The 22225-nt window shown below is 62.4% G+C and carries 26 protein-coding genes; 17 read left to right on the forward strand and 9 right to left on the reverse strand.

Annotated elements, in window-relative coordinates; translation table 11 throughout:
* Positions 1–17: 17 nt before the first annotated feature.
* A complete protein-coding gene (locus MESS4_RS27395; protein ID WP_006338446.1) occupies positions 18–1055 on the reverse strand; it encodes a CapA family protein in 1038 nt (345 codons plus the stop codon).
* 120 nt (positions 1056–1175) lie between these two features.
* On the opposite strand from MESS4_RS27395, the gene MESS4_RS27400 reads away from it, so the two are divergent.
* From MESS4_RS27400 to MESS4_RS27425, 7 genes are all read left to right on the forward strand, one after another.
* Positions 1176–2432 carry a hypothetical protein gene (locus tag MESS4_RS27400; RefSeq protein WP_006338447.1) on the forward strand — a complete coding sequence of 419 codons (1257 nt, stop codon included), beginning with the start codon at positions 1176–1178 and terminating at the stop codon, positions 2430–2432.
* Between the two features lie 114 nt (positions 2433–2546).
* Positions 2547–5723, forward strand: coding sequence for an excinuclease ABC subunit UvrB (gene uvrB, locus MESS4_RS27405; protein ID WP_006338448.1), 3177 nt, complete (start codon positions 2547–2549; stop codon positions 5721–5723).
* A gap of 548 nt (positions 5724–6271) precedes the next feature.
* On the forward strand, positions 6272–7798 hold the full coding sequence (locus MESS4_RS27410) for an ABC-F family ATP-binding cassette domain-containing protein (RefSeq protein WP_006338451.1): 1527 nt from the start codon (positions 6272–6274) through the stop codon (positions 7796–7798).
* A gap of 135 nt (positions 7799–7933) precedes the next feature.
* Positions 7934–8323: a nuclear transport factor 2 family protein gene (locus MESS4_RS27415; protein WP_006338454.1), complete on the forward strand. Its 390-nt coding sequence runs from the start codon at positions 7934–7936 to the stop codon at positions 8321–8323.
* 134 nt (positions 8324–8457) lie between these two features.
* Positions 8458–8631, forward strand: a complete 174-nt coding sequence (locus MESS4_RS34140) for a hypothetical protein (protein WP_006338456.1) — start codon at positions 8458–8460, stop codon at positions 8629–8631.
* 126 nt (positions 8632–8757) lie between these two features.
* Positions 8758–9186, forward strand: coding sequence for a glyoxalase/bleomycin resistance/extradiol dioxygenase family protein (locus tag MESS4_RS27420; RefSeq protein WP_006338458.1), 429 nt, complete (start codon positions 8758–8760; stop codon positions 9184–9186).
* Between the two features lie 82 nt (positions 9187–9268).
* Positions 9269–9622 (forward strand): DUF1428 family protein, encoded by a 354-nt coding sequence (locus tag MESS4_RS27425; protein ID WP_006338459.1) that lies wholly within the window; start codon positions 9269–9271, stop codon positions 9620–9622.
* Positions 9623–9873: 251 nt separating this feature from the next.
* Here MESS4_RS27425 and MESS4_RS27430 read toward each other — a convergent pair whose 3' ends face one another.
* The 4 genes from MESS4_RS27430 to MESS4_RS27445 all read right to left on the reverse strand — a co-directional run bounded on the left by MESS4_RS27430 (position 9874) and on the right by MESS4_RS27445 (position 12594).
* Positions 9874–11508 carry a sulfotransferase gene (locus MESS4_RS27430; RefSeq protein WP_006338460.1) on the reverse strand — a complete coding sequence of 545 codons (1635 nt, stop codon included), beginning with the start codon at positions 11506–11508 and terminating at the stop codon, positions 9874–9876.
* A 160-nt stretch (positions 11509–11668) separates the two neighbouring features.
* Positions 11669–11935 (reverse strand): DUF1488 domain-containing protein, encoded by a 267-nt coding sequence (locus MESS4_RS27435; protein ID WP_006338461.1) that lies wholly within the window; start codon positions 11933–11935, stop codon positions 11669–11671.
* An 88-nt stretch (positions 11936–12023) separates the two neighbouring features.
* On the reverse strand, positions 12024–12332 hold the full coding sequence (locus tag MESS4_RS27440; RefSeq protein ID WP_036242319.1) for a hypothetical protein: 309 nt from the start codon (positions 12330–12332) through the stop codon (positions 12024–12026).
* Between the two features lie 79 nt (positions 12333–12411).
* Complete coding sequence (locus MESS4_RS27445) at positions 12412–12594, reverse strand: hypothetical protein (protein ID WP_036242321.1); 183 nt, start codon at positions 12592–12594, stop codon at positions 12412–12414.
* Positions 12595–12963: 369 nt separating this feature from the next.
* Between MESS4_RS27445 and MESS4_RS27450 the strand changes: the two genes are divergently transcribed.
* The 5 genes from MESS4_RS27450 to MESS4_RS27465 all read left to right on the forward strand — a co-directional run bounded on the left by MESS4_RS27450 (position 12964) and on the right by MESS4_RS27465 (position 15685).
* A complete protein-coding gene (locus MESS4_RS27450; RefSeq protein ID WP_006338465.1) occupies positions 12964–13230 on the forward strand; it encodes a hypothetical protein in 267 nt (88 codons plus the stop codon).
* Positions 13227–13475, forward strand: coding sequence for a hypothetical protein (locus MESS4_RS27455; RefSeq protein WP_006338467.1), 249 nt, complete (start codon positions 13227–13229; stop codon positions 13473–13475). Before MESS4_RS27450 ends, MESS4_RS27455 begins: the two co-directional genes overlap by 4 nt.
* 36 nt (positions 13476–13511) lie before the next feature.
* Complete coding sequence (locus MESS4_RS34145; protein ID WP_006338469.1) at positions 13512–13649, forward strand: hypothetical protein; 138 nt, start codon at positions 13512–13514, stop codon at positions 13647–13649.
* A gap of 107 nt (positions 13650–13756) precedes the next feature.
* On the forward strand, positions 13757–13981 hold the full coding sequence (locus tag MESS4_RS27460) for a hypothetical protein (RefSeq protein WP_006338470.1): 225 nt from the start codon (positions 13757–13759) through the stop codon (positions 13979–13981).
* A 156-nt stretch (positions 13982–14137) separates the two neighbouring features.
* Positions 14138–15685 carry an EAL domain-containing protein gene (locus MESS4_RS27465; protein WP_006338472.1) on the forward strand — a complete coding sequence of 516 codons (1548 nt, stop codon included), beginning with the start codon at positions 14138–14140 and terminating at the stop codon, positions 15683–15685.
* Positions 15686–15836: 151 nt separating this feature from the next.
* Here MESS4_RS27465 and MESS4_RS27470 read toward each other — a convergent pair whose 3' ends face one another.
* The gene (locus MESS4_RS27470) at positions 15837–16244 is read right to left on the reverse strand and encodes a Kazal-type serine protease inhibitor (RefSeq protein WP_006338474.1); all 408 of its coding nucleotides are present in this window, start codon (positions 16242–16244) and stop codon (positions 15837–15839) included.
* A gap of 523 nt (positions 16245–16767) precedes the next feature.
* Between MESS4_RS27470 and MESS4_RS27475 the strand changes: the two genes are divergently transcribed.
* The 3 genes from MESS4_RS27475 (at position 16768) to MESS4_RS27485 (ending at position 18138) form a co-directional block, all read left to right on the forward strand.
* Complete coding sequence (locus MESS4_RS27475) at positions 16768–16980, forward strand: cold-shock protein (RefSeq protein WP_006202520.1); 213 nt, start codon at positions 16768–16770, stop codon at positions 16978–16980.
* Positions 16981–17294: 314 nt separating this feature from the next.
* Complete coding sequence (locus tag MESS4_RS27480; RefSeq protein WP_006202521.1) at positions 17295–17507, forward strand: cold-shock protein; 213 nt, start codon at positions 17295–17297, stop codon at positions 17505–17507.
* Positions 17508–17709: 202 nt separating this feature from the next.
* Positions 17710–18138: a BA14K family protein gene (locus MESS4_RS27485; RefSeq protein WP_006338480.1), complete on the forward strand. Its 429-nt coding sequence runs from the start codon at positions 17710–17712 to the stop codon at positions 18136–18138.
* Between the two features lie 248 nt (positions 18139–18386).
* Here the strand turns inward: MESS4_RS27485 and MESS4_RS27490 are convergent, their stop codons facing one another.
* The 3 genes from MESS4_RS27490 to MESS4_RS27500 all read right to left on the reverse strand — a co-directional run bounded on the left by MESS4_RS27490 (position 18387) and on the right by MESS4_RS27500 (position 20620).
* Positions 18387–19028 carry an MBL fold metallo-hydrolase gene (locus tag MESS4_RS27490; protein WP_006338482.1) on the reverse strand — a complete coding sequence of 214 codons (642 nt, stop codon included), beginning with the start codon at positions 19026–19028 and terminating at the stop codon, positions 18387–18389.
* A 231-nt stretch (positions 19029–19259) separates the two neighbouring features.
* Complete coding sequence (locus tag MESS4_RS27495) at positions 19260–19580, reverse strand: hypothetical protein (RefSeq protein ID WP_006338484.1); 321 nt, start codon at positions 19578–19580, stop codon at positions 19260–19262.
* A 146-nt stretch (positions 19581–19726) separates the two neighbouring features.
* Positions 19727–20620: a branched-chain amino acid aminotransferase gene (locus MESS4_RS27500; RefSeq protein ID WP_006338488.1), complete on the reverse strand. Its 894-nt coding sequence runs from the start codon at positions 20618–20620 to the stop codon at positions 19727–19729.
* 282 nt (positions 20621–20902) lie between these two features.
* On the opposite strand from MESS4_RS27500, the gene MESS4_RS27505 reads away from it, so the two are divergent.
* Both MESS4_RS27505 and MESS4_RS27510 read left to right on the forward strand, forming a co-directional pair.
* Positions 20903–21436 (forward strand): MarR family transcriptional regulator, encoded by a 534-nt coding sequence (locus tag MESS4_RS27505; RefSeq protein WP_006338489.1) that lies wholly within the window; start codon positions 20903–20905, stop codon positions 21434–21436.
* Positions 21423–22142, forward strand: coding sequence for a response regulator transcription factor (locus MESS4_RS27510; RefSeq protein WP_006338490.1), 720 nt, complete (start codon positions 21423–21425; stop codon positions 22140–22142). The genes MESS4_RS27505 and MESS4_RS27510 overlap by 14 nt, the downstream gene beginning before the upstream one ends.
* The last annotated feature ends 83 nt before the right edge of the window (positions 22143–22225 follow it).

The raw sequence follows: 22225 nt of genomic DNA on the forward strand, positions 1-22225 counted from the left end.
TAGCCTCACTTGCGGCGCTACGGAAAAATCGCTCTCAACCGACCTTCAACCTTGCCACGCAAACGGCTCTCCAGCGCCTCGACCGCAACCAGCCGCTCGTGGTCGCCAGCCCGCAGCCGCATGAATGCGTGCAGCCGGTAGGCGGCGATCGCCCCGCGCGTACCGGCCTCAGTGCTGACATCGACGATGATAATGCCGCCGACACGGCCGGGCCAGGGCTGGCGCGAAAAGGCGGTGCCGAGAAAATCGCCGAGCCCATAGGCGACGACCGCCTTGCCGATCCGCTCGATCGGCTGCACGACATGGGCATGGTGGCCGGCGATCAGCCCGACGCCATGGTCGGCCAGCCGCCTGGCCAGCGCCCGCGTTTGCGGTCTGGGAAAATGCCGGAACTCCCAATCCCAATGCGGCACCGCGCAGATGAGATCGAGGCCGTTACTGGCTTCGCGCGACCACTGCGCCGGATCGCCTTGCATCGAGACGCGGCTCGCGAACGAAGTCGCGTCGGCGTTACGCCACAGCGTGAAGGCGGCAAAGCCGATGCGCAGTGGCCCGACCACAAGACGCTCGACCGGACCGCCGGCGGCGGTACCGATGCTACGAATGCCGAGCCGTTTCAGCGCCGCCACGGTCTCGCCGAAACCGTCGACACCCTGGTCGAGCACATGGTTGTTGGCGAGCGACAGCACGAGCTTTTCATGCGCAATGCCGACGGACGTCAACGCCTCGGCCAGAAACCGCCCGGTCATCGCATGATGGGTGCCAAGCCGCGTGCCCATCGCCGCGCTCGGTCGCTCCACCACCGGACTTTCGCAATTGCCGATCACCAGATCGGCGGAGCCAAGCAATGCGGCAATCGCCGGATCGCAGTCCGGCGCACTGCCATTGGCCACCGCCGAGATGTCGCCGACGAAGGCCAGCCGAATTGTTTGCGCCGGCGGCGGCTCGATCATCGTCGCGGCCGCCGACGCGAAACCATGAGCATGGCCGCCGAGCGAAGGCCGGAGGAAACGCGGCAGCCACGACAATTTGTAGGAAAGCGGATAGTTCGACACGCGACGCCCAATTGTTTGCCTTGTGTAGACTGTCTGCCGGACGGGTTGAAGCGTGTCCGCATTCGCAGCCAGCCAATTGCGTGTATGATTCATCGCAACGTCGCACAGCGGAGGAACGAGATGACACGAACTGCAGGCCTGCTGGCGTCAGCCCTCATCCTGTTCCTGCCACTGTCTTCCGCCTCCGCCGCTGCGCCGGAAGCGGCCACCATCATGTTCGCCGCGAAAACCGTGGCCGAGCGCAACACCGCACTGGCGACGCTGGAAGCCGCGGCACCTGCTGATCCGGCAGCCGCCTATGCCGCCGGCGCCGGCGAATTCTTCACAGCGCTGGAGATCCTGGCGAGCGGTCTGCACCGCCACGGCTTCGAGAGCCCGCAATCCCTGATGCTGCCGCTGATGCGGCTGCCCGTGCCGGACAACCCCAATCCCGAGCCGCTGACTTACGAGGAATTCCGCGCCATACTGGTCGGCTTCCGCGACAGGCTGGAGAAATCCGCCGCGACGCTCGGCTCCGTGCCCGCCGGCGCCGATATCGGCATGGAGGTCGACCTCACCCGTCTCGGTATCGATCTCAACGAGGACGGCGCGATTGCGCCTGATGAAAGCGCTGCCGCGATCATGGCGGCCCTGGCGCAGGGCAGCATCACGACAGGCGATGCCGCACCCGCGCTCACCTTCCGTTTCGACCGCGCCGACGGCTATTGGCTGCAGGGCTATGCCGAATTCCTGATGGCGCAGGCGGATTTCTGGCTGGCGCATGATTTCAGGACCATGTTCGACGGCTCCTTCCACATGCTGTTCCCGCGCGCCAGGCTGCCGCTGCAGGACATTCTCGTGCCGCCCGACGGCGGCATGAGCGGCGGCATTCTCTCCTCCGAATGGCGGATCGCCGACTTCATCTCGCTGGTCCATCTGGTCAACTGGCCGGTCGTCGAGCCGGAACGCCGGATGGCGGCGCGCCGTCATCTCATGGAGATGATCCGGCTGTCGCGCGAAGACTGGAAGGCGATCCGCGCCGAGACCGACAATGATCGGGAATGGCTGCCCGGCCCGCGGCAGAAGGGCGCCAGCCCGCTCACCGGTCTCGACGTCGGCGAGCAGCAGGTGCAGGCCTGGCTCGCGGCGCTCGATATGGCCGAGGACCTGCTCGAGGGCCGCACGCTGCTGCCGCATTTCCGCATCGCCGACAAGGGCATCAACATGAAGCGCTTCTTCGACGAGCCGAAGCCTTTCGACCTTGTGCTGTCGATCACCGGCCCGGCCATCGCGCCGTATCTCGAAAGCGGCAAGATCCTGACCGGCGAGGAGTTCGACCAGATCCAGCGCCAGTTCGGCGGCGCCGGGTTTTTGACCTTCGCGCTGTGGTTCAATTGAAGAGACGCATTTCGACATCGCTCCTGACACCCTTCTGTCAGCAGCCACGCAGAGCATCGCACCCCTCTTCACTCCGCTCTTTCCATTTTGGCCGATACCTCCCATATTTGGGTCATGGCCAAACCCTCCGACAAGAAGACGCCCTCGCCGGCGCGTGACGACCACGCTTTGCCGCCCAAGCGACGCAGCCCGCTGACCGATTTCCTCGACGCCTCGGAGCCGTTGCACAAGGGCGGCTTTGCCGAAGCGCCGCAAGCCGAATTGTCCGGCACGCCGCTGACCGGCTCGATCGCTGACTGGGCCGAGCAGATCGAGCAGGAAGCGGAGAAGGAAGGGCGTCTGTCAGGCAAGGGCGGCGGTAAATCGCCGAAGGCGGCGAAAAAGATTCCCGAACGCTCCACCTCCCCTGGCCGCACCGCGCGCGGCACCTCGATGGGCGGCGCGGCCTCGGCCAGGGAGCGCACCGCGGCCGGTCTCAATCCGGTCGCCGGCCTCGACATTTCGCTGGAAGACGCCGAGACCATGGCGTCCGGCGGCGTCACCGCGACGGTGGCCGCTTTGTCGGCGCTGATCGAGTCCGGCAATCCTCTGCACAAGGACGGCGTGCTGTGGACGCCGCACCGCCCTGCCCGGCCGGAGAAATCCGAAGGCGGCATCGCCATCAAGATGGTGTCGGATTTCGAGCCGGCCGGCGACCAGCCGACGGCGATCAAGGATCTGGTCGAAGGCGTCACCGACAACGACCGCACCCAGGTGCTGCTCGGCGTCACCGGCTCCGGCAAGACCTTCACCATGGCCAAGGTGATCGAGGAGACGCAGCGCCCTGCCTTGATCCTGGCGCCCAACAAGACGCTGGCCGCGCAGCTCTATTCCGAGTTCAAGAAATTCTTCCCGGAAAACGCCGTCGAGTATTTCGTCTCCTACTATGACTACTACCAGCCGGAGGCCTACGTCCCGCGCACCGACACCTTCATCGAGAAGGAATCCTCGATCAACGAGCAGATCGACCGCATGCGCCATTCGGCGACGCGCTCGCTGCTGGAGCGCGACGACGTCATCATCGTCGCCTCGGTGTCCTGCATCTACGGTATCGGCTCGGTCGAGACCTACACGGCGATGACGTTCCAGATGCAGATCGGCGACCGGCTCGACCAGCGCGCGCTGCTCGCCGACCTCGTCGCCCAGCAGTACAAGCGCCAGGACGTCAATTTCGTCCGGGGCTCGTTCCGCGTGCGTGGCGACACGATCGAGATCTTTCCGGCCCACTTGGAAGACCGCGCCTGGCGCATCTCGCTGTTCGGCGACGAGATCGAGGCGATCACCGAATTCGACCCGCTGACCGGGCAGAAAACCGGCGAGCTGAAAAGCGTCAAGATCTACGCCAATTCGCACTATGTGACGCCGCGACCGACCCTGAACCAGGCCATCAAGTCGATCAAGGAAGAACTCAAGCACCGTCTGGTGGAACTGGAACGGGCCGGCCGCCTGCTTGAGGCACAGCGGCTGGAGCAGCGCTGCCGCTTCGACCTGGAGATGCTGGAAGCCACCGGCTCCTGCGCCGGCATCGAGAACTATTCGCGCTATCTCACCGGCCGCCAGCCGGGCGATCCGCCGCCGACCTTGTTCGAGTACATTCCGGACAACGCGCTGGTCTTCATCGACGAGAGCCATGTCACCGTGCCGCAGATCGGCGGCATGTATCGAGGCGACTTTCGCCGCAAGGCGACGCTGGCCGAATACGGTTTCCGCCTGCCCTCCTGCATGGACAACCGGCCATTGCGCTTCGAGGAATGGGACGCCATGCGCCCGCTTTCCGTTGCCGTTTCGGCGACGCCCGGCGGCTGGGAGATGGAACAGTCCGGCGGCGTCTTCGCCGAGCAGGTCATCCGCCCGACCGGCCTGATCGACCCGCCGGTCGAGGTGCGGCCGGCCAAGACCCAGGTCGACGATGTCGTCGGCGAAATTCGTGACACGACAAAAGCCGGCTACCGCACTCTGGTCACCGTGCTGACCAAGCGCATGGCCGAGGATTTGACCGAATACCTGCATGAGCAGGGCATCCGCGTCCGCTATATGCACTCCGACATCGACACGCTGGAGCGCATCGAGATCCTGCGCGATTTGCGGCTCGGCGCCTTCGACGTGCTGGTTGGCATCAACCTTTTGCGCGAAGGTCTCGATATTCCCGAATGCGGCTTCGTCGCCATTCTCGACGCCGACAAGGAAGGTTTTTTGCGTTCGGAAACCTCGCTGATCCAGACCATCGGCCGCGCCGCCCGCAACGTCGACGGCAAGGTCATCCTCTATGCCGACCAGGTCACCGGCTCGATGGAGCGGGCGATGGCCGAAACCAGCCGCCGCCGCGAAAAGCAGATGGAGTGGAACCAGGCCAACGGCATCACGCCGGAATCGGTCAAGTCGCGCATCTCCGATATTCTTGACTCGGTCTACGAGAAGGACCACGTCCGCGCCGACATCTCGCAGTTCACCGACAGTGCCGGCGCGATGATGGGCAACAATCTGAAGGCCCATCTCGACGCGATGGAAAAGCAGATGCGCGATGCCGCCGCCAATCTGGACTTCGAGAAGGCGGCCCGCATCCGCGACGAGATCAAGCGGCTGCGCGAGATGGAACTGTCGATCTCGGAAGACCCATTGGCCAAATACGCCGACATGGAAAGCCCGGTTTCGGGCCGCGAGAAGGGCAAGCACAACAAGGGCGTGGCCAAACATCGTACATCAGAGGAACAGGAGCGTTTCCGCAAGCTCGACGAGGCACATGCCGCCGAAGAGGCGGCCAAGGCTGCCCGGCCCAACCTCTTCCGCAAGCCGGCGCTCGACGAGATGGGCGCCGACGGCGCTGTGCCGGTGAAGAAGCCGTTGTTTGCCAAGCCGTCGCTGGACGATATGGGGCCTGGCACCGACATGCCGACACCATCAGGCGCGGTGTCGCGTTCGCTGTTCAAGAAACAGTCGGCGCAGGAGGCGCACGGCTCGGATTTCGGTATACCAGGCGATCCGACCAAGCCGCTGTTCAAGAAGAACTCGCTGGACGAGATGACCGTGCGGCGGACCGAGAAGCCGGTTGAAGGAAAGGTGCCGGCCAAGCCACAGCCGATCTTCCCCCCAGTGGGGGAGATGCCCGGCAGGGCAGAGGGGGGCGCGAAAGAACGCAGCGATCCCGGCAAGCCCATTATCCGCCAGCGTGCCGGCATCGGCTCCTACGAAGACCCCGCCGACGCCCGCCGTGAAAAGCGCCGGCCCGGCAAGACCGGTCGGCCCGGACGGTAAGTTTTGGGGACATTGCGCTACGGCGCCTTTCGAAACGCTGGCGGGACAGCGCCCCCCTCTGTCCTGCCGGACATCTCCCCCACAAGGAGGGAGATTGGCCGTCATCGCGGCTTTCGCCAATCATCAGCGTTGCAGGACAAGGCGCGACAGGCGACGCAGCCAATCTCCCTCCTCGTGGGGGAGATGTCCGGCAGGACAAATGGGGGCGCGAAGGATCGCTACGGAACGTATCTCATTGCGCAAGCGCCATGGAGATCATCGCCGCCCTGGCCTTCGCCACCCCTTGCCATCGACCCCATCTCAGGTGTAGCCAGTCTCCACACTCAAACGTCTTGAAAGGAGGGCTGCGTGACTTTCGACCACCACCGTCAGCGCGGCCCTGTCTGTGCCCTGCGAGCTTGCTTGCAGGGCTGACCAGGACGGTCCGGGTTTTCCCGCTTCGATTTTTTGGTCTGCCCTTCGTGGTGTCGCAACGCCTGTTCTGATGGCCAGCACGCGCACCGTCAAAGTGCATTGAGCCGGGCTCCGGCAAGACCAGAGAAATCCAAATGGCCCTGATCAGCCTCAAATCCCTCGGCGTCACCATGAGTGCGCCGCTCTTTTCCAATCTCGACCTTACCGTCGGCGCCGGCGACCGGCTCGGCATCGTCGCCGCCAACGGCCGCGGCAAGTCGACCTTGCTCAAATGCCTGACCGGCGAGATGGAACCGACATCCGGGGACATCACCCGCACGCGCGGCCTGCGTGTCGGCCATGTCGAGCAGTCCGTTCCGCCTGCTCTCCTCGACCGCACCTTCCATCAGCTTGTTGCCGGCGCCCTGCCGGCCGAACAGGCCGAAAGCGAACTGTGGCGGGTCGACGTGGTGCTCGACTCCCTCGACGTGCCTGAGCCGATGCGCGAGCGGCCGATGCAAGCGCTAAGCGGCGGCTGGCAGAGGTTGGCACTGATCGCCCGCGTCTGGGTCACCGACCCGGACGTGCTGCTGCTCGATGAGCCGACCAACCATCTCGACCTTGCCCGCATCAGCCAGTTGGAAACCTGGCTGAACACACTGCCGCGCGAGGTGCCGGTGGTCATCGCCAGCCACGACCGCGCCTTCCTCGACGCCACGACCAACCGCACGCTATTCCTGCGCCCGGAACAGTCACCAGCGTTTTCGCTTCCCTATTCGCGCGCCAGGCAAGCATTGGATGAAGCCGACGCCTCGGCTGATCGAAAATTCCAGCGCGACATGAAGACAGCGCAGCAATTGCGCCGGCAAGCCGCCAAGCTCAACAATATCGGCATCAATTCGGGCAGCGACCTCCTGACGGTCAAGACCAAGCAGCTCAACCAGCGGGCGGAGCGGCTGGAAGAAGCGGCGGCACCGGGGCATCGCGAGAAATCGGCGGGCGCGATAAAGCTCGCCAATCGCGGTACCCACGCCAAGGTGCTGATCACGCTCGATGATGCGGCGGTCGAAACACCCGACGGCACGCTGCTGTTCCGGACCGGCAAACGCCATATCTGCCAGGGCGACCGTATCGTCCTGCTTGGCCGCAACGGCGTCGGCAAGTCGCGCTTCGTCACCCTGATCAGGAACGCCATCGCCGAACCGGAAGCCGTGCAGAGCGTCAAGGTGACGCCGTCGACGGTGCTCGGCTACAGCGACCAGGCGCTGTCCGGGATGAGCAGCGACGACACGCCACTGGCGATGGTTTCGCGAAAATTCGACGTCGGCGAACAGCGCGCCCGCTCGCTGCTCGCCGGTGCCGGCGTCAGCATCGACATGCAGGAGCGCAGGATCGGCATTCTGTCGGGCGGGCAGAAGGCACGTCTGATGATGCTGGCGCTTCGGCTCGCCAATCCAAATTTCTACCTGCTCGACGAGCCGACCAACCATCTCGACATCGACGGCCAGGAAGCGCTGGAAGCCGAACTGCTGGCGCATCAGGCAAGCTGCGTGCTCGCCTCGCATGACCGCTCCTTCATCAGAGCGATCGGCAACCGCTTCTGGCTGATCGAGAAGCGGCGGCTGACCGAGGTCGACTGTCCGGAGGATTTCTTCCGCTCGGTGGCCGAGGGGACTGGCTGAGGAAAACAATGCATCTGCCGGGCCGACATTTTGAAGTACTGTCGTCCCTGACGCCGTGTTGACCACGGAAGAAAGCTTTTCCATCGACCTAAAAAGGCGCATCCTGCCGCGGTAGAGCTTAGGGAGGGATAGGATATGCGTGCGGTAGACCTCGTTAACAACTTCTACCAAGCCTATGCAGATCGCGACATCGAGGGCGCACTGGCGCATTGCGCCGATGATGTCGTGTTTCGTTGGATCGCCGATCCGCGGCAGTCGCGTCGCGCCGGCAGCGCCCGCGGCAAGCAGGAATTCCTTGCGCGCCTGGTGGACCTGAATGAGGACTTCGAATACCGGCGCGTCATCCCGGTCGAGATCATCGATGGCGGCGACAAGGTTGCCGCCCAGGTCGAGTACCACATGACACGTCGCGCGACCGGCGACGAGTTCGTGATGCCCGTCGCCGATTTCTGGACAATACGCGACGGCCTGGCCGTCGAGGTGGTGGAATATTACGACACTGCGCTAGCCGCGGCGGTCAACTGAACCACATCCGCCTTTGCACCGGCCGATACCGATCTGACGACAAAAAAATCGTGCGGTCTGTCGGATCATGACTGCACGCCACGTCCTTGGGACGCCGACACGATGATGCCGGCTTCAACCAGGGAGAGTGCATCATGTCCATTCTGTCATCCATAGGCCGCATCGCGACCCGTTACTCGGCGACCCGCGCCCGTTACCGCAGCGAGCGCGCGCTACTTTCACTGCCGATCGAACTGCGCAAGGACATCGGCTGGCCGGAAATCATTGTCGATGCACAGAACAGCCCGCGGATTGGCCTAGCTCCTTGACAAGGGGGCCCCTTGACTGGGGCCAGCCGTCGCACGCTCGGCATTAAAAAACGCATCGGCCATGTAGGATCGCCGCTGCCTCATTCGTCCTGTGGTTCGCAACGCCCAACCAAAGAGGAGCAAGACATGAACGACCAGCCCCAAACCCAGCCCGCGGCGAAAGTCCTCGGCGGCTTGACGCCCTATCTTCAGCTGGACGGCGCCTTCAAGGCTTCAGAATTCTATCAAAAGGCCTTCGGCGCCGAGCAGGTCTTCTTCTACCCGCCGGATGAGCAGGGCCGCACCATGCACATCCACCTGCACATCAACGGTTCGACGCTGATGATTTCCGATTTCTATCCCGAGCACGGAATGGCCGCCGTGAAGCCGCAGGGCTACACCATGCAGCTCCATCTCGGCAGCGACGACATCGACGCCTGGTGGCAGCGCGCCGTCGATGCCGGCTGCGAGGTCGTCATGCCGCTGCAGGTGATGTTCTGGGGCGACCAGTGGGGCAACATGCGCGATCCGTTCGGCGTGGAGTGGGCGATGAACGCGCCGGTGAAGAAAGCCTGACCTTTCGCGAATGGCGAGGCGCCCCTCACCGGCTCGTGCCGGTGGGGCAGCCTTTTGAACGATCACCAAAAAGGAGACCAAAATGTCCTATGTCGACGGCTTCGTGCTTGCCGTACCCAAGGCAAATCTCGATGCTTACAAGAAAATGGCTCAGACAGGCGGCACTGTCTGGAAGGAGCATGGCGCGCTCGCTTATGTCGAATGCATTGGCGACGACGTGCCCTATGGCGAACTGACCTCGTTTCCGCGCGCCGTGCAGGCCAAGGACGACGAGATCGTCATCTTCTCGTGGGTCGTCTATGAATCCAGGCAGAGCCGCGATGCAGTGATGGCCAAGGTGATGGCCGATCCGCGCCTGAACGGAGAGCAGTCGGCGATGCCGTTCGACGGCAAGCGCATGATCTTCGGCGGATTCCAGCCGTTCATGGAGCTTTGAATAGGCCCTGGAGATTGGCCGAGCACCCATCGCTTCGTCATCCTGGGGCGTAGCAAGGAGCGAAGCGACGCAGCGCAGACCCCGGGATCCATGCCGTGACTTCAAGGCTTTGGAACGGTGCAGAATTCTGTTCCGCTGCGCTCTTCGGAAGGTTACGGCATGGATCCTAGGGTCTCCGCGACGGAGCTTCGCTCCTGCTTCGCCCTAGGATGACGAAGTGAGGGGGCTTCGGCTAATCTGTAACCAGCGTGCTAATCCAGCCTATCCAGCAGCGGCTTCAGCCGGTCGCCATAGCGCTTCCACAGATCGACCGAGCCCTGATACATCGGCTGGCGCACCTGCGCGGCCGAGGCCGTGCGCACGGGGCGGTCGGTCTCGTGGAACGACAGCACTTTATCGTCCCAGGGCAGGCCGAGATGGGCGATCAACGCCCGCGTCTGCCCTTCCTGGTCGGCGACGAAATCCTCATAGCGCACATCGTGCACGACGCCGGGCAAAACGCTTTGCCAATGCGTCATGATGTCGGTGTAGAGATTGTGGAAGTCGGCGAGCTCGCCGAGATCGTAGCCATAGCGGTGGCTGTCGCCGCGGAAATGCACCTTGTAGATCGACAGGCAGGTCGCGGCCGCATCGCGGGCGCAGTGGATGATCCTGGCCTTCGGCAGCATCATGTGGATGAAGCCGACCAAAAGGAAGTTACCCGGCATCTTGTCGGTAATGTGCCGGATGCCGGGATAGCGGGCGTGCAGCATGTCGAGATAGGCCTGCCCGGCCTCGACAAAATCCGCGTCGTCCACGTCCGATGCTCCCCACGGGAAGCCACCCGGCATGGTCGACGGAAACTGCTTGCCGACCACCGTCTTCAAAATACTGAGCTCGCCCGCGCCATAAACCTGAGGATGGCTGGCGATGATCTGCTCGACCAGCGTCGTGCCCGAACGCGGCATGCCGACGACGAAGATCGGCGCGTCATCGGCAATTGAGCTTGGCTTGTGTTTTTCGAAAAAGCCGGCATCGAACACCGACTTCATCGCCTCGAATTCGGCCCGCGTCCTCACCGGGTCGTAGTCGATGCCCTTGCGGCGGATGGCATTGCCTTCGGCGAAATATTCAAAGGCGCGCGGATAATCTTTCAGATCGTCATTGGCCTTGCCGAGGCCAAAGGAGAGCTGCATGCGCGCCAGGCTGTCCTGCGGCGCCTTGGCATGCTGCGCCTCCATACCGGCAAGCTCGGCGTCGCGCTCCTTCTGGCGTTTGACCTGCGTCAGCATCAGCCACGCTCGCGCCATGCCGGGATTGATTGCCAGCGCCTGGCGGAAAAGATCGGCCGCTTCATCGAGCTTGCCCTTTTCCATCAGCCCGACACCCAGCCCGTGCAGCAGGTCTGCGTCCTTCGGCCGGATCGTCAGCGCCTCGCGGAAAACCGCCAATGCCTCGTCGAGCCGCCCGGCCTCCTGCAGCGTTTCGGCAAGCCCGATACGGGCGCGGACATGGAATGGATTGCGGCCGATCGTGCCGCGATAGATCTCTTCGGCCTCCTCGAACTGGCCGAGTTGCTTCAGCGACGAGCCGAGATTGTCGCGCGCGGCGAGCTGGTCCGGCCGGATATCCACCGCGCCGCGGAAGAAATCGACGGCCGCCGCGACCCGGCCGAGATCGCGCATGACCGTGCCGAAATTGTTGAGGAAATCCGGATTCGTCGGCTGCAACTGCACCGACTGTTCGAGGAGATCCATCCCCTCGGCGCTGCGCCCGGTCTGATGCAGCAGAAGCCCGAGGAAATGCGCCGCGGCAGCATGATTGGCCTTACGCGCCAGCACCTGCCGGTAAATCGCCTCGGCTTCTTGCCGGCGCCCGGCCTGGTGCAGTTGCAGCGCCTGCTGCACATACTGGTCAAGGCCTGGCGATGGCTGGCCTCCAGTGCCAGACCTCGCTCCCGCGCCCGCCGCTCTTCTCTGATCTCTGTTGATGGGAAACCTGCCGTGTTTGTCCGCTTGTGGCGATCTAGGCCATCAGGGCGGCAGGTTCAAGGGTTTGCTGGCCAGCCTACCGGAAATCTGCCCGCGTCAGCACGTACATGTTCTTGCGGCCGTGCGAATAGGCCTCCCGCGCGACGTCCTGGATCGACGAGCGCTTCGCATCGAACGCGCTGAGATATTCGGCTTCCGCTCCGGTCGCGGCCGAACTTGCCGCCGAAAGCGCGGCAACCTCGACGAAGAAGGGCACTTCGAACATGCCATCATGGCCGGTGAAACGAATGCGCTTCGCCGCGGCGTCATAGGAGCGGCTGGGGTTGGGGAAATTGAGCGTCATGGGCGAATTCCTTGGCGCATGACCGGGAAAAATCGGATTTGATTTTCGGAAAAAGATCATGCGCAAAATCAGAGTGCTACAGCGTCCTTTACGCGTCCAGGGGACGTGTAGCGCCGCAGTGCTCGTTGAAGCCGCGGGAACGTGCATTTTGCAGGAACGATGTCCTACGCCTTTCCACATTGTGGGAATTCAGGAACAGCATCCCGGTGGTAGCATCAACTTTGCTGAGACCCACCATGGAACGCGCACCGACTTCGGCCGGAACGCCGGTAAACACATGATAGATGGTCCACGATCTGTTCATCTCCATGCGCCGCCCATAATCATGGCTCATATGGCCCAGACTGCCGTCTTTCGCATCAGCGGAGGCGGCGCAGAGGCTTCTGATACTATTCATTCGCACTACCTTCGCGAAAACATTGAAATGCTGACAAACCTGCGTCGAACCGGGACTGGTCGTTCCGAACCAACCCTCGTCAAATCAGCCGGTTGGTTTCGGCAAGCTGGCGCGCCCGCCGCAGCGTGCCGTCGGTGTCGGCGATCTTTCGCCGTGCCGCTTCATCGCTTCTTATCGTCAGGCGCGCCGACATGACTTTTGGGAACTTGACTATCGGCTTGATTGTTACGGCCGGGCCATCCGGTGTTTTCATGAGCCTCATAGATTTTTTCCTTTCTGGAAAAAATAAATCCAGGCGCCAGGATAATTATTCTGACGAGCTTAATAAGGATTTTTTCGATATTATTGGACAATAGCAGAATTTTGAAAATTTATATGGGTAAATTTCAGGGGTCAGTCAAATTCTCTCGGAATTTTCCTTGAATAAACCAAAATTTCGGATTATTGGTATGAGATCGTTTTTGGGCCAAGCTTGGCATCTTGCGGCGTCAGGGGTCCTCGACCCGCCAAACTCAATCCAAATCGCCGACACCCAATTTGCCGATACAAGGCGCGTGGCGCATTTGCTTTAGCGTGGCAAAGTGGAAACCGCTTTCCGGAACACGTCAGGATAGAGACGTCGAGACGCAAAATGTCTAGCCGCACCGCCCATTCCATCGCGCATTTCGAGGCACCTTTCGTGCTCGGCGGGCTGGAAGGAAAGTTGCCGGCCGGCGACTACGACATCGACCACGATGAAGAGCTGATTGACGGCATGTCGTGGCTTGCCTGGCGCCGTGTCGCAACCTTCATCCATCTGCCGGCGAGGACGGTGAAAAGCTCGACCAGCCAGTTGGTTGCCATCGATCTAGCCGAACTCGAAACAGCGCTGAAACACGACCGGGAGAACGCCGCATGATCCGCTTCCAGCAGAATGCGCGCCCGCGCACCGACACGCCCGCGCATCTTTTCGCTGTCGGTCAGACGGTCCGCATGAAGAGCCGTACCGGCCTTGTCCAGAAAACCGCGGAACTGTTCCAGATCCAGAGCAAGCTGCCGGTCAAGGACGGCTCACCGCAATACCGCATCCGCAACGACCAGGAGAGCCACGAGCGGGTCACCACGGAAGACAATCTCGAAGCGGCCGACAATCAGGCCACTTAAGCCAGCATCAACCGCCAACATTCGAGGGATCAGAAGATGGCCAAGGGTCAACAGCGCAGCAACCGCGAGACACGCAAGCCCAAGAAGGACAAGACGGCGGCAAAGCCTGCCTCGCCCTTCGGCTCGACCGTAAAGCAGGCGGAAGCCGGTTTGAAGCCGAAGTCCAGGGGCTAGAGCCTGCCCCATCCCGCCACGCGATCCTCTTGGAGCCTGGCGACGCGCGCACCGGAGCTGGTGCGACCGCAGGATTGCGGCGTTCCGGCCGCAACATGGAGGCGTGCTTGAACTTCGTCGTCGAGTTCTATCGTTCGCGCGACGCCGCCGAAGCGATGCTCGACAGGGTGCCGCTCGAAGCACCGAACTTGCGTGCCGCCCTGCACGGTGCCGCCGCGCTGTTCCGCACGCTGGCGATGCCGCAGACCCCCGACCGCCTGCGCATTTCCGATGCGGACGGCAGTGAACTCTATGCCGGGCCAGCGGATGGGACGTATCCAACGGCTGAATGAGCAACGCTGCACTCACCCAAGCACGGTGCGGATCGCATTAAAGGTCACGTAACGTCGAAGCCATATAAGGGCCCGCTGGAACGAGGCTCGGTGCCGCCCCGGCGGGATTGCGCGTGAAACCGGCAGGTGATCGCCGGCCGAAGGCAGGAGGCGCATATGGACAGGCCGCGCATCATCGTGACCGCGGTGGTGTTGGCCTTGCTCGGCGCCATAGTGCCCATCGTGGCGATGTTTCACTTTTCATCGGTCCTGGCAGTTCAGGAAGAACATGACCGGCTGGCGCTGTTCGCCAACCGCGCGATCGCCAGGGCCGACATATCGCTCAAGGATGCGACCGGCGCGCTGCGCGAGATCGACCGGTTCACCGGCGACCGCTGCTCGGTTGGCCATATAGCCCGCATGCGGCAACTCACCATCAACACGCGCTCGATCGAAGAGATGGGCTATTTCGAAAACGGCCTGCTCAAATGCACGTCCTGGGGGTCGACCGAAGGAAGCGTCGCGCAAACCGCTCCGGATTTCACCACGGGGGACGGCGTTGCCGTCACGGCTCGAATGTTGCCCTTGGCCAACCGGGACCATCCGCTGATGGCGCTGCGGTACAAGGACCACAATGTCCTTGTCGATCCCGTGCGCTTTGTCGACGTCATCGTCGATCCCGACATTCAGCTCGCTTTGGCGACGAAACAGGGCATCCTGCTCGGCGCGTTGAACGGGCCTGATCCCGCCCGCATCGGCAAGATCATCGCCGGCCCCGGCAAAGGCCTGGACGACGGCCATCTGTTCGCCACGGCACGCGGGGCGGACTGGATCGCCGTCGCAAGCGAACCGGAAAGCCAGATCGTGGACAGTGTGCGCAGGCAGCGATTGCTGCTGCTTCCGCTTGGCGCTTTCATCGCCGCCTTCACCATCGGCATGGTTGTCTGGCTGTCGCGACGGCGGCTGTCGCCGCTGAGAGAATTGCAGATTGCCGTACGCAAGCGCGAATTCATCGTCCACTATCAGCCGATCGTCGAACTCAGGACCGGCAAATGCATCGGGGCGGAAGCTCTGGTGCGCTGGAGGCGCCCGGACGGCTCGCTGGTCCGGCCCGATCTTTTCATCCCGCTGGCCGAAGAGAGCGGCCTGATCGCGGCGATCACCGATCAGGTGGTCGCCCATGTGGTTCTTGACCTGAACCGGCTCCTCGTCGCCAATCGTTCCCTCCACATCGCGGTCAATCTCAGCCCCGCCGACGTCGAAACGGCAAGGATCCTTCCCGTCATCGAAAAGGCCCTGCAGCACACGGGAATTCGGCCGCGACAGATCTGGCTGGAGGCGACGGAGCGCGGTTTTGTCAATATCGATTCAGCGCGCTCGACCCTCATCCGCGCCCGCGAGCTTGGCCATGCGGTCGCAATCGACGATTTCGGCACCGGCTATTCCAGCCTCTCCCATCTCGAAGGGCTGCCGCTCGATGCGCTGAAGATCGACAAGTCCTTCATCGACACGATCGCCACGAATTCAGCCACCAGTTCCGTCACGCCGCATATCATCGACATGGCCAAGACGTTGAAGCTGAAGATCGTTGCCGAGGGCGTGGAGACGCAGGCACAGGCCGATTATCTGCTGGAGCGCGATGTCGACTATGGCCAAGGCTGGCTGTTTGCCAGGCCGATGCCCGCCGCCGAGTTCATCGCCTATTGCCGCAAGATGAAGGCTTAGAGCGCGTCGGGTGTGATTGGATTCACGCGCGCTCCAAGCTTTTGTTTTTATGCATGTCGTTGCCCCAAAACCGCTGCGCACTTTTGGGCGACATGCATTAGATGCCATGCAAAACCTATCTCCCCCGCGGGGGAGATAGGGTGCGGCCCCCTCAGCAGGGGTCGTCGTCGACCACCCGATAGTCCGCGGCACGGGCCTCGCACGCATTGGGGAAGGTGCGCAGTTCGCCACGGCGGCGGGCGCAGACCGGAGCATATTCGCGCGTGCAGAATGTCTGCTCCTCGCCACCGCCACCGCCACCGCCACCGTCACGGCACTGGCCGTCGCGGATGATGCGGTATCCGGCCCGCTCTGCAAGGCAGGCATTGGCGAAGGTCTGGCGGTCGCCGCCGCGCCGGGCGCAGACCGGGTCATACTGCTTGGTGCAGAACTGCGGTCCAGGCCTTGGCGGACGCGGCCCCGGTCCTTCATCCACCACCACGGTGCAGGCGGCAAGAATTGCCGACAACAACAGAACGGCAAAACCCTGCCGCGAAAAGATTGCCGCAAGAAATCTCATGACTATATCTCCCTCGAGCCCCCGCTCCGGCGCAAAACGCGCTTCGCTCTAGCGCATGACCCCGAAAATCTATTTTTCGGAAAGGATCATGCGAAAAATCAACTGCCAACACCGATCCTCGCCATTCCATCGGCAAATGCAATCCCGTTTTTGGGCGGCTGCCGGAAACAACCGAACGCATCGCGCTCACTGGACCATGCGTGACCGGGTTCTGGCCGATGACCGCGCAAAGACCCGGGTCTATCGATGCGGTGCGTCGGGACGCCATCGGGCGGCCCGCGGCTCTATCTTGCAACCATCACGTTTCCGTGCGATAAATTTTGTGTTCGGGCATTTGCGACCCGGAGAGCGGAACGTTTTGGACGACCTTTCCCCGATACTGTGAATCTCTGACGGCCCCGTTTTTCGGCGGGGGGTTTGACCATGCGCCAATGCATGACTGCCGAAGCAACCACCGGGACTTGCCCACGGCGCCAGGCGGCGGGCAAACCACAAGACTGACACGGGTGAAGGAGTTTCCCCAATGGCCCAGACCGGCACCGTTAAATTCTTCAACGCGACCAAAGGCTTCGGCTTCATCACGCCAGACGGCGGCGCCAAGGACGTGTTCGTCCACATCTCGGCGATCGAGGCCTCGGGCCTGCGCACTCTCGTCGACGGCCAGAAGGTCACCTTCGACGTCGAGCCCGATCGCATGGGCAAGGGTCCGAAGGCGGTCAATCTTCGCGCTGCCTGAGCCGTCAGCGCGTCGCACGTTCGTTCGGACATGCGAGGGGTGGTGACGCTCCAAAGGTCTTGCGCCGGCTTCCAGGGCCGGATCCGAGTTTTCGAAGGCGCGGCGGTTTTCGTCGCGCCTTTTTCACGTCCCAATGCATGTCGTGCAAAAGTGCGCAGCGGTTTTGCGATAAATCCGTTCAAACGCGACGCGCTTTAATGCCTGCCGTCACCCGCAAAACTTTCTCTTGCCGATAGCGCTAAAATAAAGGACAAATTTCCACTCGGGCATTTGCCGGCCCGAGACTGGACTTGATGGGATCAAAGGAGCTTCCCATGCCGCAGACCGGCACCGTCAAATTCTTCAATCATGCCAAGGGCTTCGGCTTCATCACGCCGGATGATGGCGCAAAGGATGTCTTCGTCCATATTTCGGCCGTGCAGGCGTCGGGTCTTCCCGGTCTTGAGGATGGGCAGAAAGTGACATTCGACACCGAGCCGGACAAGCGCGGCAAGGGTCCGAAAGCCGTAAACCTGTCGATCGGCTGAGCCGGCTCACGACGGCCGAACGGCTCCCGCGCTAGAGGCTCGCTCTCCGTGAGCGTACAATATTTGCCGCCCGTGCCCTGGCCGATCGATTGATCCCGGCCCGCCAATTTTCGTTCAGCCCCCGTTCAGCCACGGTCGCCTACTAGTCTTCGGTAAAGCCGGACCGCATCCCCACTACCGGGCCGGCACGAAGGAGACCGATATGAATCGAATTTTCAAGACCGCCATCCTGTCCGCCGCCGTCGTCGCGACCACGCTCGCGACGTTGCCCGCGGCCAGCGCCGATGATTGGCGTAACCACCGCCACTATCGTGGCCATGGCAATGGCGACGCCGTCGCCGCCGGCGTCCTCGGCCTCGCGGCCGGCGCCCTGATCGGCGGCGCGCTCAGCAATCCGCAGCCCAGCTACTACGACCCCGGCTATGACGATTATGGTCGCTATCCGCGGCCGCGGCCGGCCCCGGTGCGCCGCTACTACGTGGAACCGCGGGTCGCCTACAATGACGGCTACGCCGAGCCCTGGACCCGTGGCTGGTACGAATACTGTTCGGATCGCTACCGGAGCTTCAATGCCCGCACGGGCACGTTCACCGACTATGACGGCGAACAGCATTTCTGCACCGCCAACTAAAGCCAAGGGCTTCCCTGGCCCCAAACAAAAAGCGCTGACCGCAAGGCCAGCGCTTTTTTGTATCTGGCTCTCTGAGCAAGTTGGCCCGCCAGGGTGTGTTGAGATTTCAGGTCAGGCCGGCCTCACCTGGATATCGGCACACCCTAAAGCGCGTCGCGCTGAAACGGATTCAGCCGACGCGCTTTAAGTCTTTGTTTTCATGCATGTCGTTGTCCCAAAACCGCTGCACACTTTTGGGCGACATGCATTTAGACCAGGAACGGATTGGTCCGCCGCTCCTCGCCGAAGCGGCCGCCGGGGCCATGGCCGCAGATGAAGCCGATGTCGTCGCCAAGCGGCAAAAGCTTGTTCTTGATCGAAGCGATCAGCGCGGCATGGTCGCCGCCCGGCAGGTCGGTGCGCCCGACGGAGCCGCGAAACAGGACGTCGCCGACATGGGCGAATTTGGCCGCGCGGTTGTAGTAGACGACATGGCCCGGCGCGTGGCCGGGGCAATGAAAGACCTCAAACGCGTGCTGGCCGAACGAGACGGTGTCGCCCTCGCCGAGAAAACGGTCGGGCACGCAATTGCGCACGGCATCGGTGATGCCGTAAAGTTTCGCCTGGCTCTCGAGATTGGCGAGCAGCGGGCGGTCAGCCTCATGCGGGCCGATGATCTCGACGCCGAGCGCCTCCTTCATCTCCATTGCGCCGCCCGCATGGTCGATATGGCCATGCGTGATCCAGATCGCGCCGGCGGTGATCGCATTGTCCTTCAGCACCGCCAGCACCTTGTCGATGTCGCCGCCCGGATCGACGACGACGCCTTGTTTGTCGTCCATGTCGAAGAGGATGGTGCAGTTTTGCTGGAAGGGCGTGACCGGCACGACACCGGCATTGAGTTGACCCATGATCGTCCTTTCGTGGTGGCGTCTCTGATCTAATGCATGTCGCGCAAAAGTGTGCAGCGGTTTTGCGATAACGACATGCATAAAAACAAGAACCTACAGCGTGTCGTGTGAATTCGTTCAAGCGGCGCGCTTTAGGGGCACATGCGAACGACGTCCACCGTCATGATGGGCCGGGCTGAAATGGAAATGGGCGGCCGAAGCCGCCCATTTGAAAGCCCGAAACCGCCAAGCTTATTTCTTCATCGCATTCATGACCGCGCCGATGATGCCGGTCAGAATGGCGCCACCACCAGCACCGCCGATGATGTTTTGCAGATTAAGCGCACTGCCCAATCCGCCCGTTGCCGCTGCTGCCGCTGCCGGGTCGACCGGTGCGCCACCGCCGAGCAGGCTACCGAGGATGGCCGCGCCGCCGACGCCGCCAACGGCGCCACCAAGGATCTTGGGAAGCTGACCCATCGCCGCCGTCTTGATCGCCGCGCCCACCGCCTGACCACCGATGACACCCGTAATCACCTGAATAATGATCGGAAGAAGCGTGTTCATGTCCATAGTACCAGTCCCTCCATAGCTGCCAGCCTCCCGGGCCGACGCCATCATGAGACGCCGAATTGGACGAAAGTCAAATGCAGAAGTGCTTAAATAAAAGGGGCGGCCCAAAAACCGCCCCTACTTGTTAAAAAAAGCTGTGACTTTCGTTATTCTGCGGCGATCGCGTGCTTGGGTTGAACGGCCGCAGAATAGTCGTTCATCAGCGTCTTGGCGATCTCGCCGACCTCGAATCGGTATGGACCGATCTCCGAAACCGGCGTCACCTCGGCTGCCGTCCCGGTAAGGAAGCACTGCTCGAAGCCTTCCAGCTCTTCCGGCATGATGGCGCGCTCGATCACCTCGAGGCCACGATCCTTGGCAAGGCCGACGACCGTACGGCGAGTAATGCCGTCGAGGAAGCAATCGGGGGTCGGCGTGTGGATCTTGCCGTCCTTGACGAAGAAGATGTTGGCGCCGGTCGCTTCCGCGACCTGGCCGCGCCAGTCGAGCATCATGGCGTCGGCATAGCCCTTGGCTTCGGCGGCATGCTTGGACATGGTGCAGATCATGTAGAGACCAGCGGCTTTCGACTTGGACGGCGCGGTGCGCGGATCGGGGCGGCGCCATTCCGCCATATCGAGACGGATGCCCTTCAGCTTCTGCGCGGGGTCGAAATAGCTCGGCCACTGCCAGATGGCGATGGCGCAGTTGATGCGGTTGTTCTGCGCCGAAACGCCCATCTGTTCGCTGCCGCGCCAGGCGATCGGCCGCACATAGGCGTCCTGGAGCCCTTGCTTCTTCAACAGCGTGCGGCAGGCATCGTCGATCTCGGCAACCGAATAGGGAATCTTGAAGCCGAGCAGGCGTGCCGATTCATGCAGGCGCTCGCTGTGCTCGGTCAGCTTGAAAATCTCGCCGCCATAGGCGCGCTCGCCCTCGAACACCGCACTGGCATAGTGCAAGCCATGGGTCAGGACGTGAATCCTGGCGTCGGCCCATTTGACGAACTCGCCGTTGATCCAGATAGAGCCATCCATTTGGTCGAAGGGAACGGATGCCATGGTAACCTCCCGCGGGCGACGGCCCGCATATCATTGTGTCGTTGCGTTTTTCGTGTCGGCCGCACCGGCGGCCCATTTCTCAAAGCGTGAAGTTTCTCAAAGCGTAGAGTGCCTCGAAGGGTAAGCGGATATTTGAGGTCTGGCAAACTCAGGAAGTTCCGGAAAAACAACCTTCCCTTGCCTTTTCGTTCGCAATCCGCCGAAAAGCTTGTCAAAAATTACCATCGTCGGAAAATTACGTCAATAGTGCTGACATAATTTCCCGTTTCCCGTGGAGAAAAGATGACGGATCGCAGCCACCCAGCCGGAAGACCGATCAGGACGGCGATTGCCGACGAGGACGGCATCGACTTCGCCATCATCGAATTGTTCTTCTTCGCCTATCGCGATTTCACCTCCGATCCGGACCAGATCCTCGCCGACTATGGTTTTGGCCGCGCCCATCACCGGGTCCTGCATTTCGTCAATCGCAGGCCGGGCCTGACGGTCGCCGAACTGCTCGATGTCCTGAAAATCACCAAGCAGAGCCTGGCGCGCGTGCTCAAGCAATTGATCGACACCGACCATGTCGTCCAGTTGCAGGGCCCGCGCGACCGCCGGCAGCGCGAACTCTACCCCACCGCCAGGGGCCGCGCCCTGGCGCTGGCTCTGGCGCGGCCACAGTCGCGCCGCATCCGTGCTGCATTGGAAGATTCCGGAGCCAGCGAACGCGCCTTGATCGAACGCTTCCTGGAAGCGATGGTCAATCCGGAACTAAGGGCGCAGATCGACATTGTGCCCGCAAAAATGTCAGGGAAAAGCCATGGAGACCATTGAAAAGGTTGATCACCCGGCAGCACCGGACGATGATGCACCGCACCTGCTGGTGGTCGATGACGACACCCGTATCCGCAATCTTCTCAAGCAGTATCTGACCGAGAACGGCTTTCGCGTCACCGTTGCCGGAAATTCCGGCGAGGCGCGGCGCAAGCTCGCCGGCCTCGATTTCGATCTGCTCGTGCTCGATGTCATGATGCCGGGCGAAACCGGCGTCGACCTCACCAAGGCGCTCAGAGCCGAAAAGAACGTGCCGATCCTCATGCTTACCGCGCTGTCGGAAACCGACAGCCGCATCACCGGGCTCGAGGCCGGCGCCGACGACTATCTGCCGAAGCCCTTCGATCCGCGCGAATTGATCCTGCGCATCAACAACATCCTGCGCCGCGGTGGCCCGGCGACGACGCCGAAGGTCGAGCAGCTGGTCTTCGGCCCCTACACCTTTCAGATCGCCCGGCGAGAGCTCAAGCGCGGCGGCGAGGCCCTCAAGCTGACCGACCGCGAGCAGGAGATCCTGGCGATCTTCGCGGCGCGGGCGGGCGAAACGATACCGCGCCATGAACTTGTCGGCGACGATTCGGAAGTCGGCGAGCGCACGATAGACGTCCAGATCAACCGGCTGCGCCGCAAGATCGAACGCGACCCGTCCAATCCGGTCTGGCTGCAGACCGTGCGCGGTATTGGGTATCGGCTCAGCGTGGAATAGACTGCTGCAATGGATGTCGCCCAAAGTGCGAAGCGGTTTTGGGACGACGACATGCATAAAGTCGAAAATTGCAAGCGCGGCAC

Source organism: Mesorhizobium sp. STM 4661, from assembly GCF_000359125.1.
GTDB lineage: Bacteria > Pseudomonadota > Alphaproteobacteria > Rhizobiales > Rhizobiaceae > Mesorhizobium.

What these genes read in the sequence shown, in the direction of transcription:
- MESS4_RS27510 (WP_006338490.1), top strand. Translation starts at nt 21,423, where the DNA reads ATGGAGACCATTGAAAAGGTTGATCACCCGGCAGCACCGGACGATGAT.
- MESS4_RS27450 (WP_006338465.1), top strand. Translation starts at nt 12,964, where the DNA reads ATGTCTAGCCGCACCGCCCATTCCATCGCGCATTTCGAGGCACCTTTC.
- MESS4_RS27445 (WP_036242321.1), bottom strand. Translation starts at nt 12,594, where the DNA reads ATGAGGCTCATGAAAACACCGGATGGCCCGGCCGTAACAATCAAGCCG.
- uvrB (WP_006338448.1), top strand. Translation starts at nt 2,547, where the DNA reads ATGGCCAAACCCTCCGACAAGAAGACGCCCTCGCCGGCGCGTGACGAC.
- MESS4_RS27415 (WP_006338454.1), top strand. Translation starts at nt 7,934, where the DNA reads ATGCGTGCGGTAGACCTCGTTAACAACTTCTACCAAGCCTATGCAGAT.
- MESS4_RS34145 (WP_006338469.1), top strand. Translation starts at nt 13,512, where the DNA reads ATGGCCAAGGGTCAACAGCGCAGCAACCGCGAGACACGCAAGCCCAAG.
- MESS4_RS27425 (WP_006338459.1), top strand. Translation starts at nt 9,269, where the DNA reads ATGTCCTATGTCGACGGCTTCGTGCTTGCCGTACCCAAGGCAAATCTC.
- MESS4_RS27505 (WP_006338489.1), top strand. Translation starts at nt 20,903, where the DNA reads ATGACGGATCGCAGCCACCCAGCCGGAAGACCGATCAGGACGGCGATT.
- MESS4_RS27420 (WP_006338458.1), top strand. Translation starts at nt 8,758, where the DNA reads ATGAACGACCAGCCCCAAACCCAGCCCGCGGCGAAAGTCCTCGGCGGC.
- MESS4_RS27470 (WP_006338474.1), bottom strand. Translation starts at nt 16,244, where the DNA reads ATGAGATTTCTTGCGGCAATCTTTTCGCGGCAGGGTTTTGCCGTTCTG.
- MESS4_RS27495 (WP_006338484.1), bottom strand. Translation starts at nt 19,580, where the DNA reads ATGGACATGAACACGCTTCTTCCGATCATTATTCAGGTGATTACGGGT.
- MESS4_RS27400 (WP_006338447.1), top strand. Translation starts at nt 1,176, where the DNA reads ATGACACGAACTGCAGGCCTGCTGGCGTCAGCCCTCATCCTGTTCCTG.
- MESS4_RS34140 (WP_006338456.1), top strand. Translation starts at nt 8,458, where the DNA reads ATGTCCATTCTGTCATCCATAGGCCGCATCGCGACCCGTTACTCGGCG.
- MESS4_RS27500 (WP_006338488.1), bottom strand. Translation starts at nt 20,620, where the DNA reads ATGGCATCCGTTCCCTTCGACCAAATGGATGGCTCTATCTGGATCAAC.
- MESS4_RS27475 (WP_006202520.1), top strand. Translation starts at nt 16,768, where the DNA reads ATGGCCCAGACCGGCACCGTTAAATTCTTCAACGCGACCAAAGGCTTC.
- MESS4_RS27465 (WP_006338472.1), top strand. Translation starts at nt 14,138, where the DNA reads ATGGACAGGCCGCGCATCATCGTGACCGCGGTGGTGTTGGCCTTGCTC.
- MESS4_RS27480 (WP_006202521.1), top strand. Translation starts at nt 17,295, where the DNA reads ATGCCGCAGACCGGCACCGTCAAATTCTTCAATCATGCCAAGGGCTTC.
- MESS4_RS27410 (WP_006338451.1), top strand. Translation starts at nt 6,272, where the DNA reads ATGGCCCTGATCAGCCTCAAATCCCTCGGCGTCACCATGAGTGCGCCG.
- MESS4_RS27455 (WP_006338467.1), top strand. Translation starts at nt 13,227, where the DNA reads ATGATCCGCTTCCAGCAGAATGCGCGCCCGCGCACCGACACGCCCGCG.
- MESS4_RS27440 (WP_036242319.1), bottom strand. Translation starts at nt 12,332, where the DNA reads ATGAATAGTATCAGAAGCCTCTGCGCCGCCTCCGCTGATGCGAAAGAC.
- MESS4_RS27485 (WP_006338480.1), top strand. Translation starts at nt 17,710, where the DNA reads ATGAATCGAATTTTCAAGACCGCCATCCTGTCCGCCGCCGTCGTCGCG.
- MESS4_RS27435 (WP_006338461.1), bottom strand. Translation starts at nt 11,935, where the DNA reads ATGACGCTCAATTTCCCCAACCCCAGCCGCTCCTATGACGCCGCGGCG.
- MESS4_RS27490 (WP_006338482.1), bottom strand. Translation starts at nt 19,028, where the DNA reads ATGGGTCAACTCAATGCCGGTGTCGTGCCGGTCACGCCCTTCCAGCAA.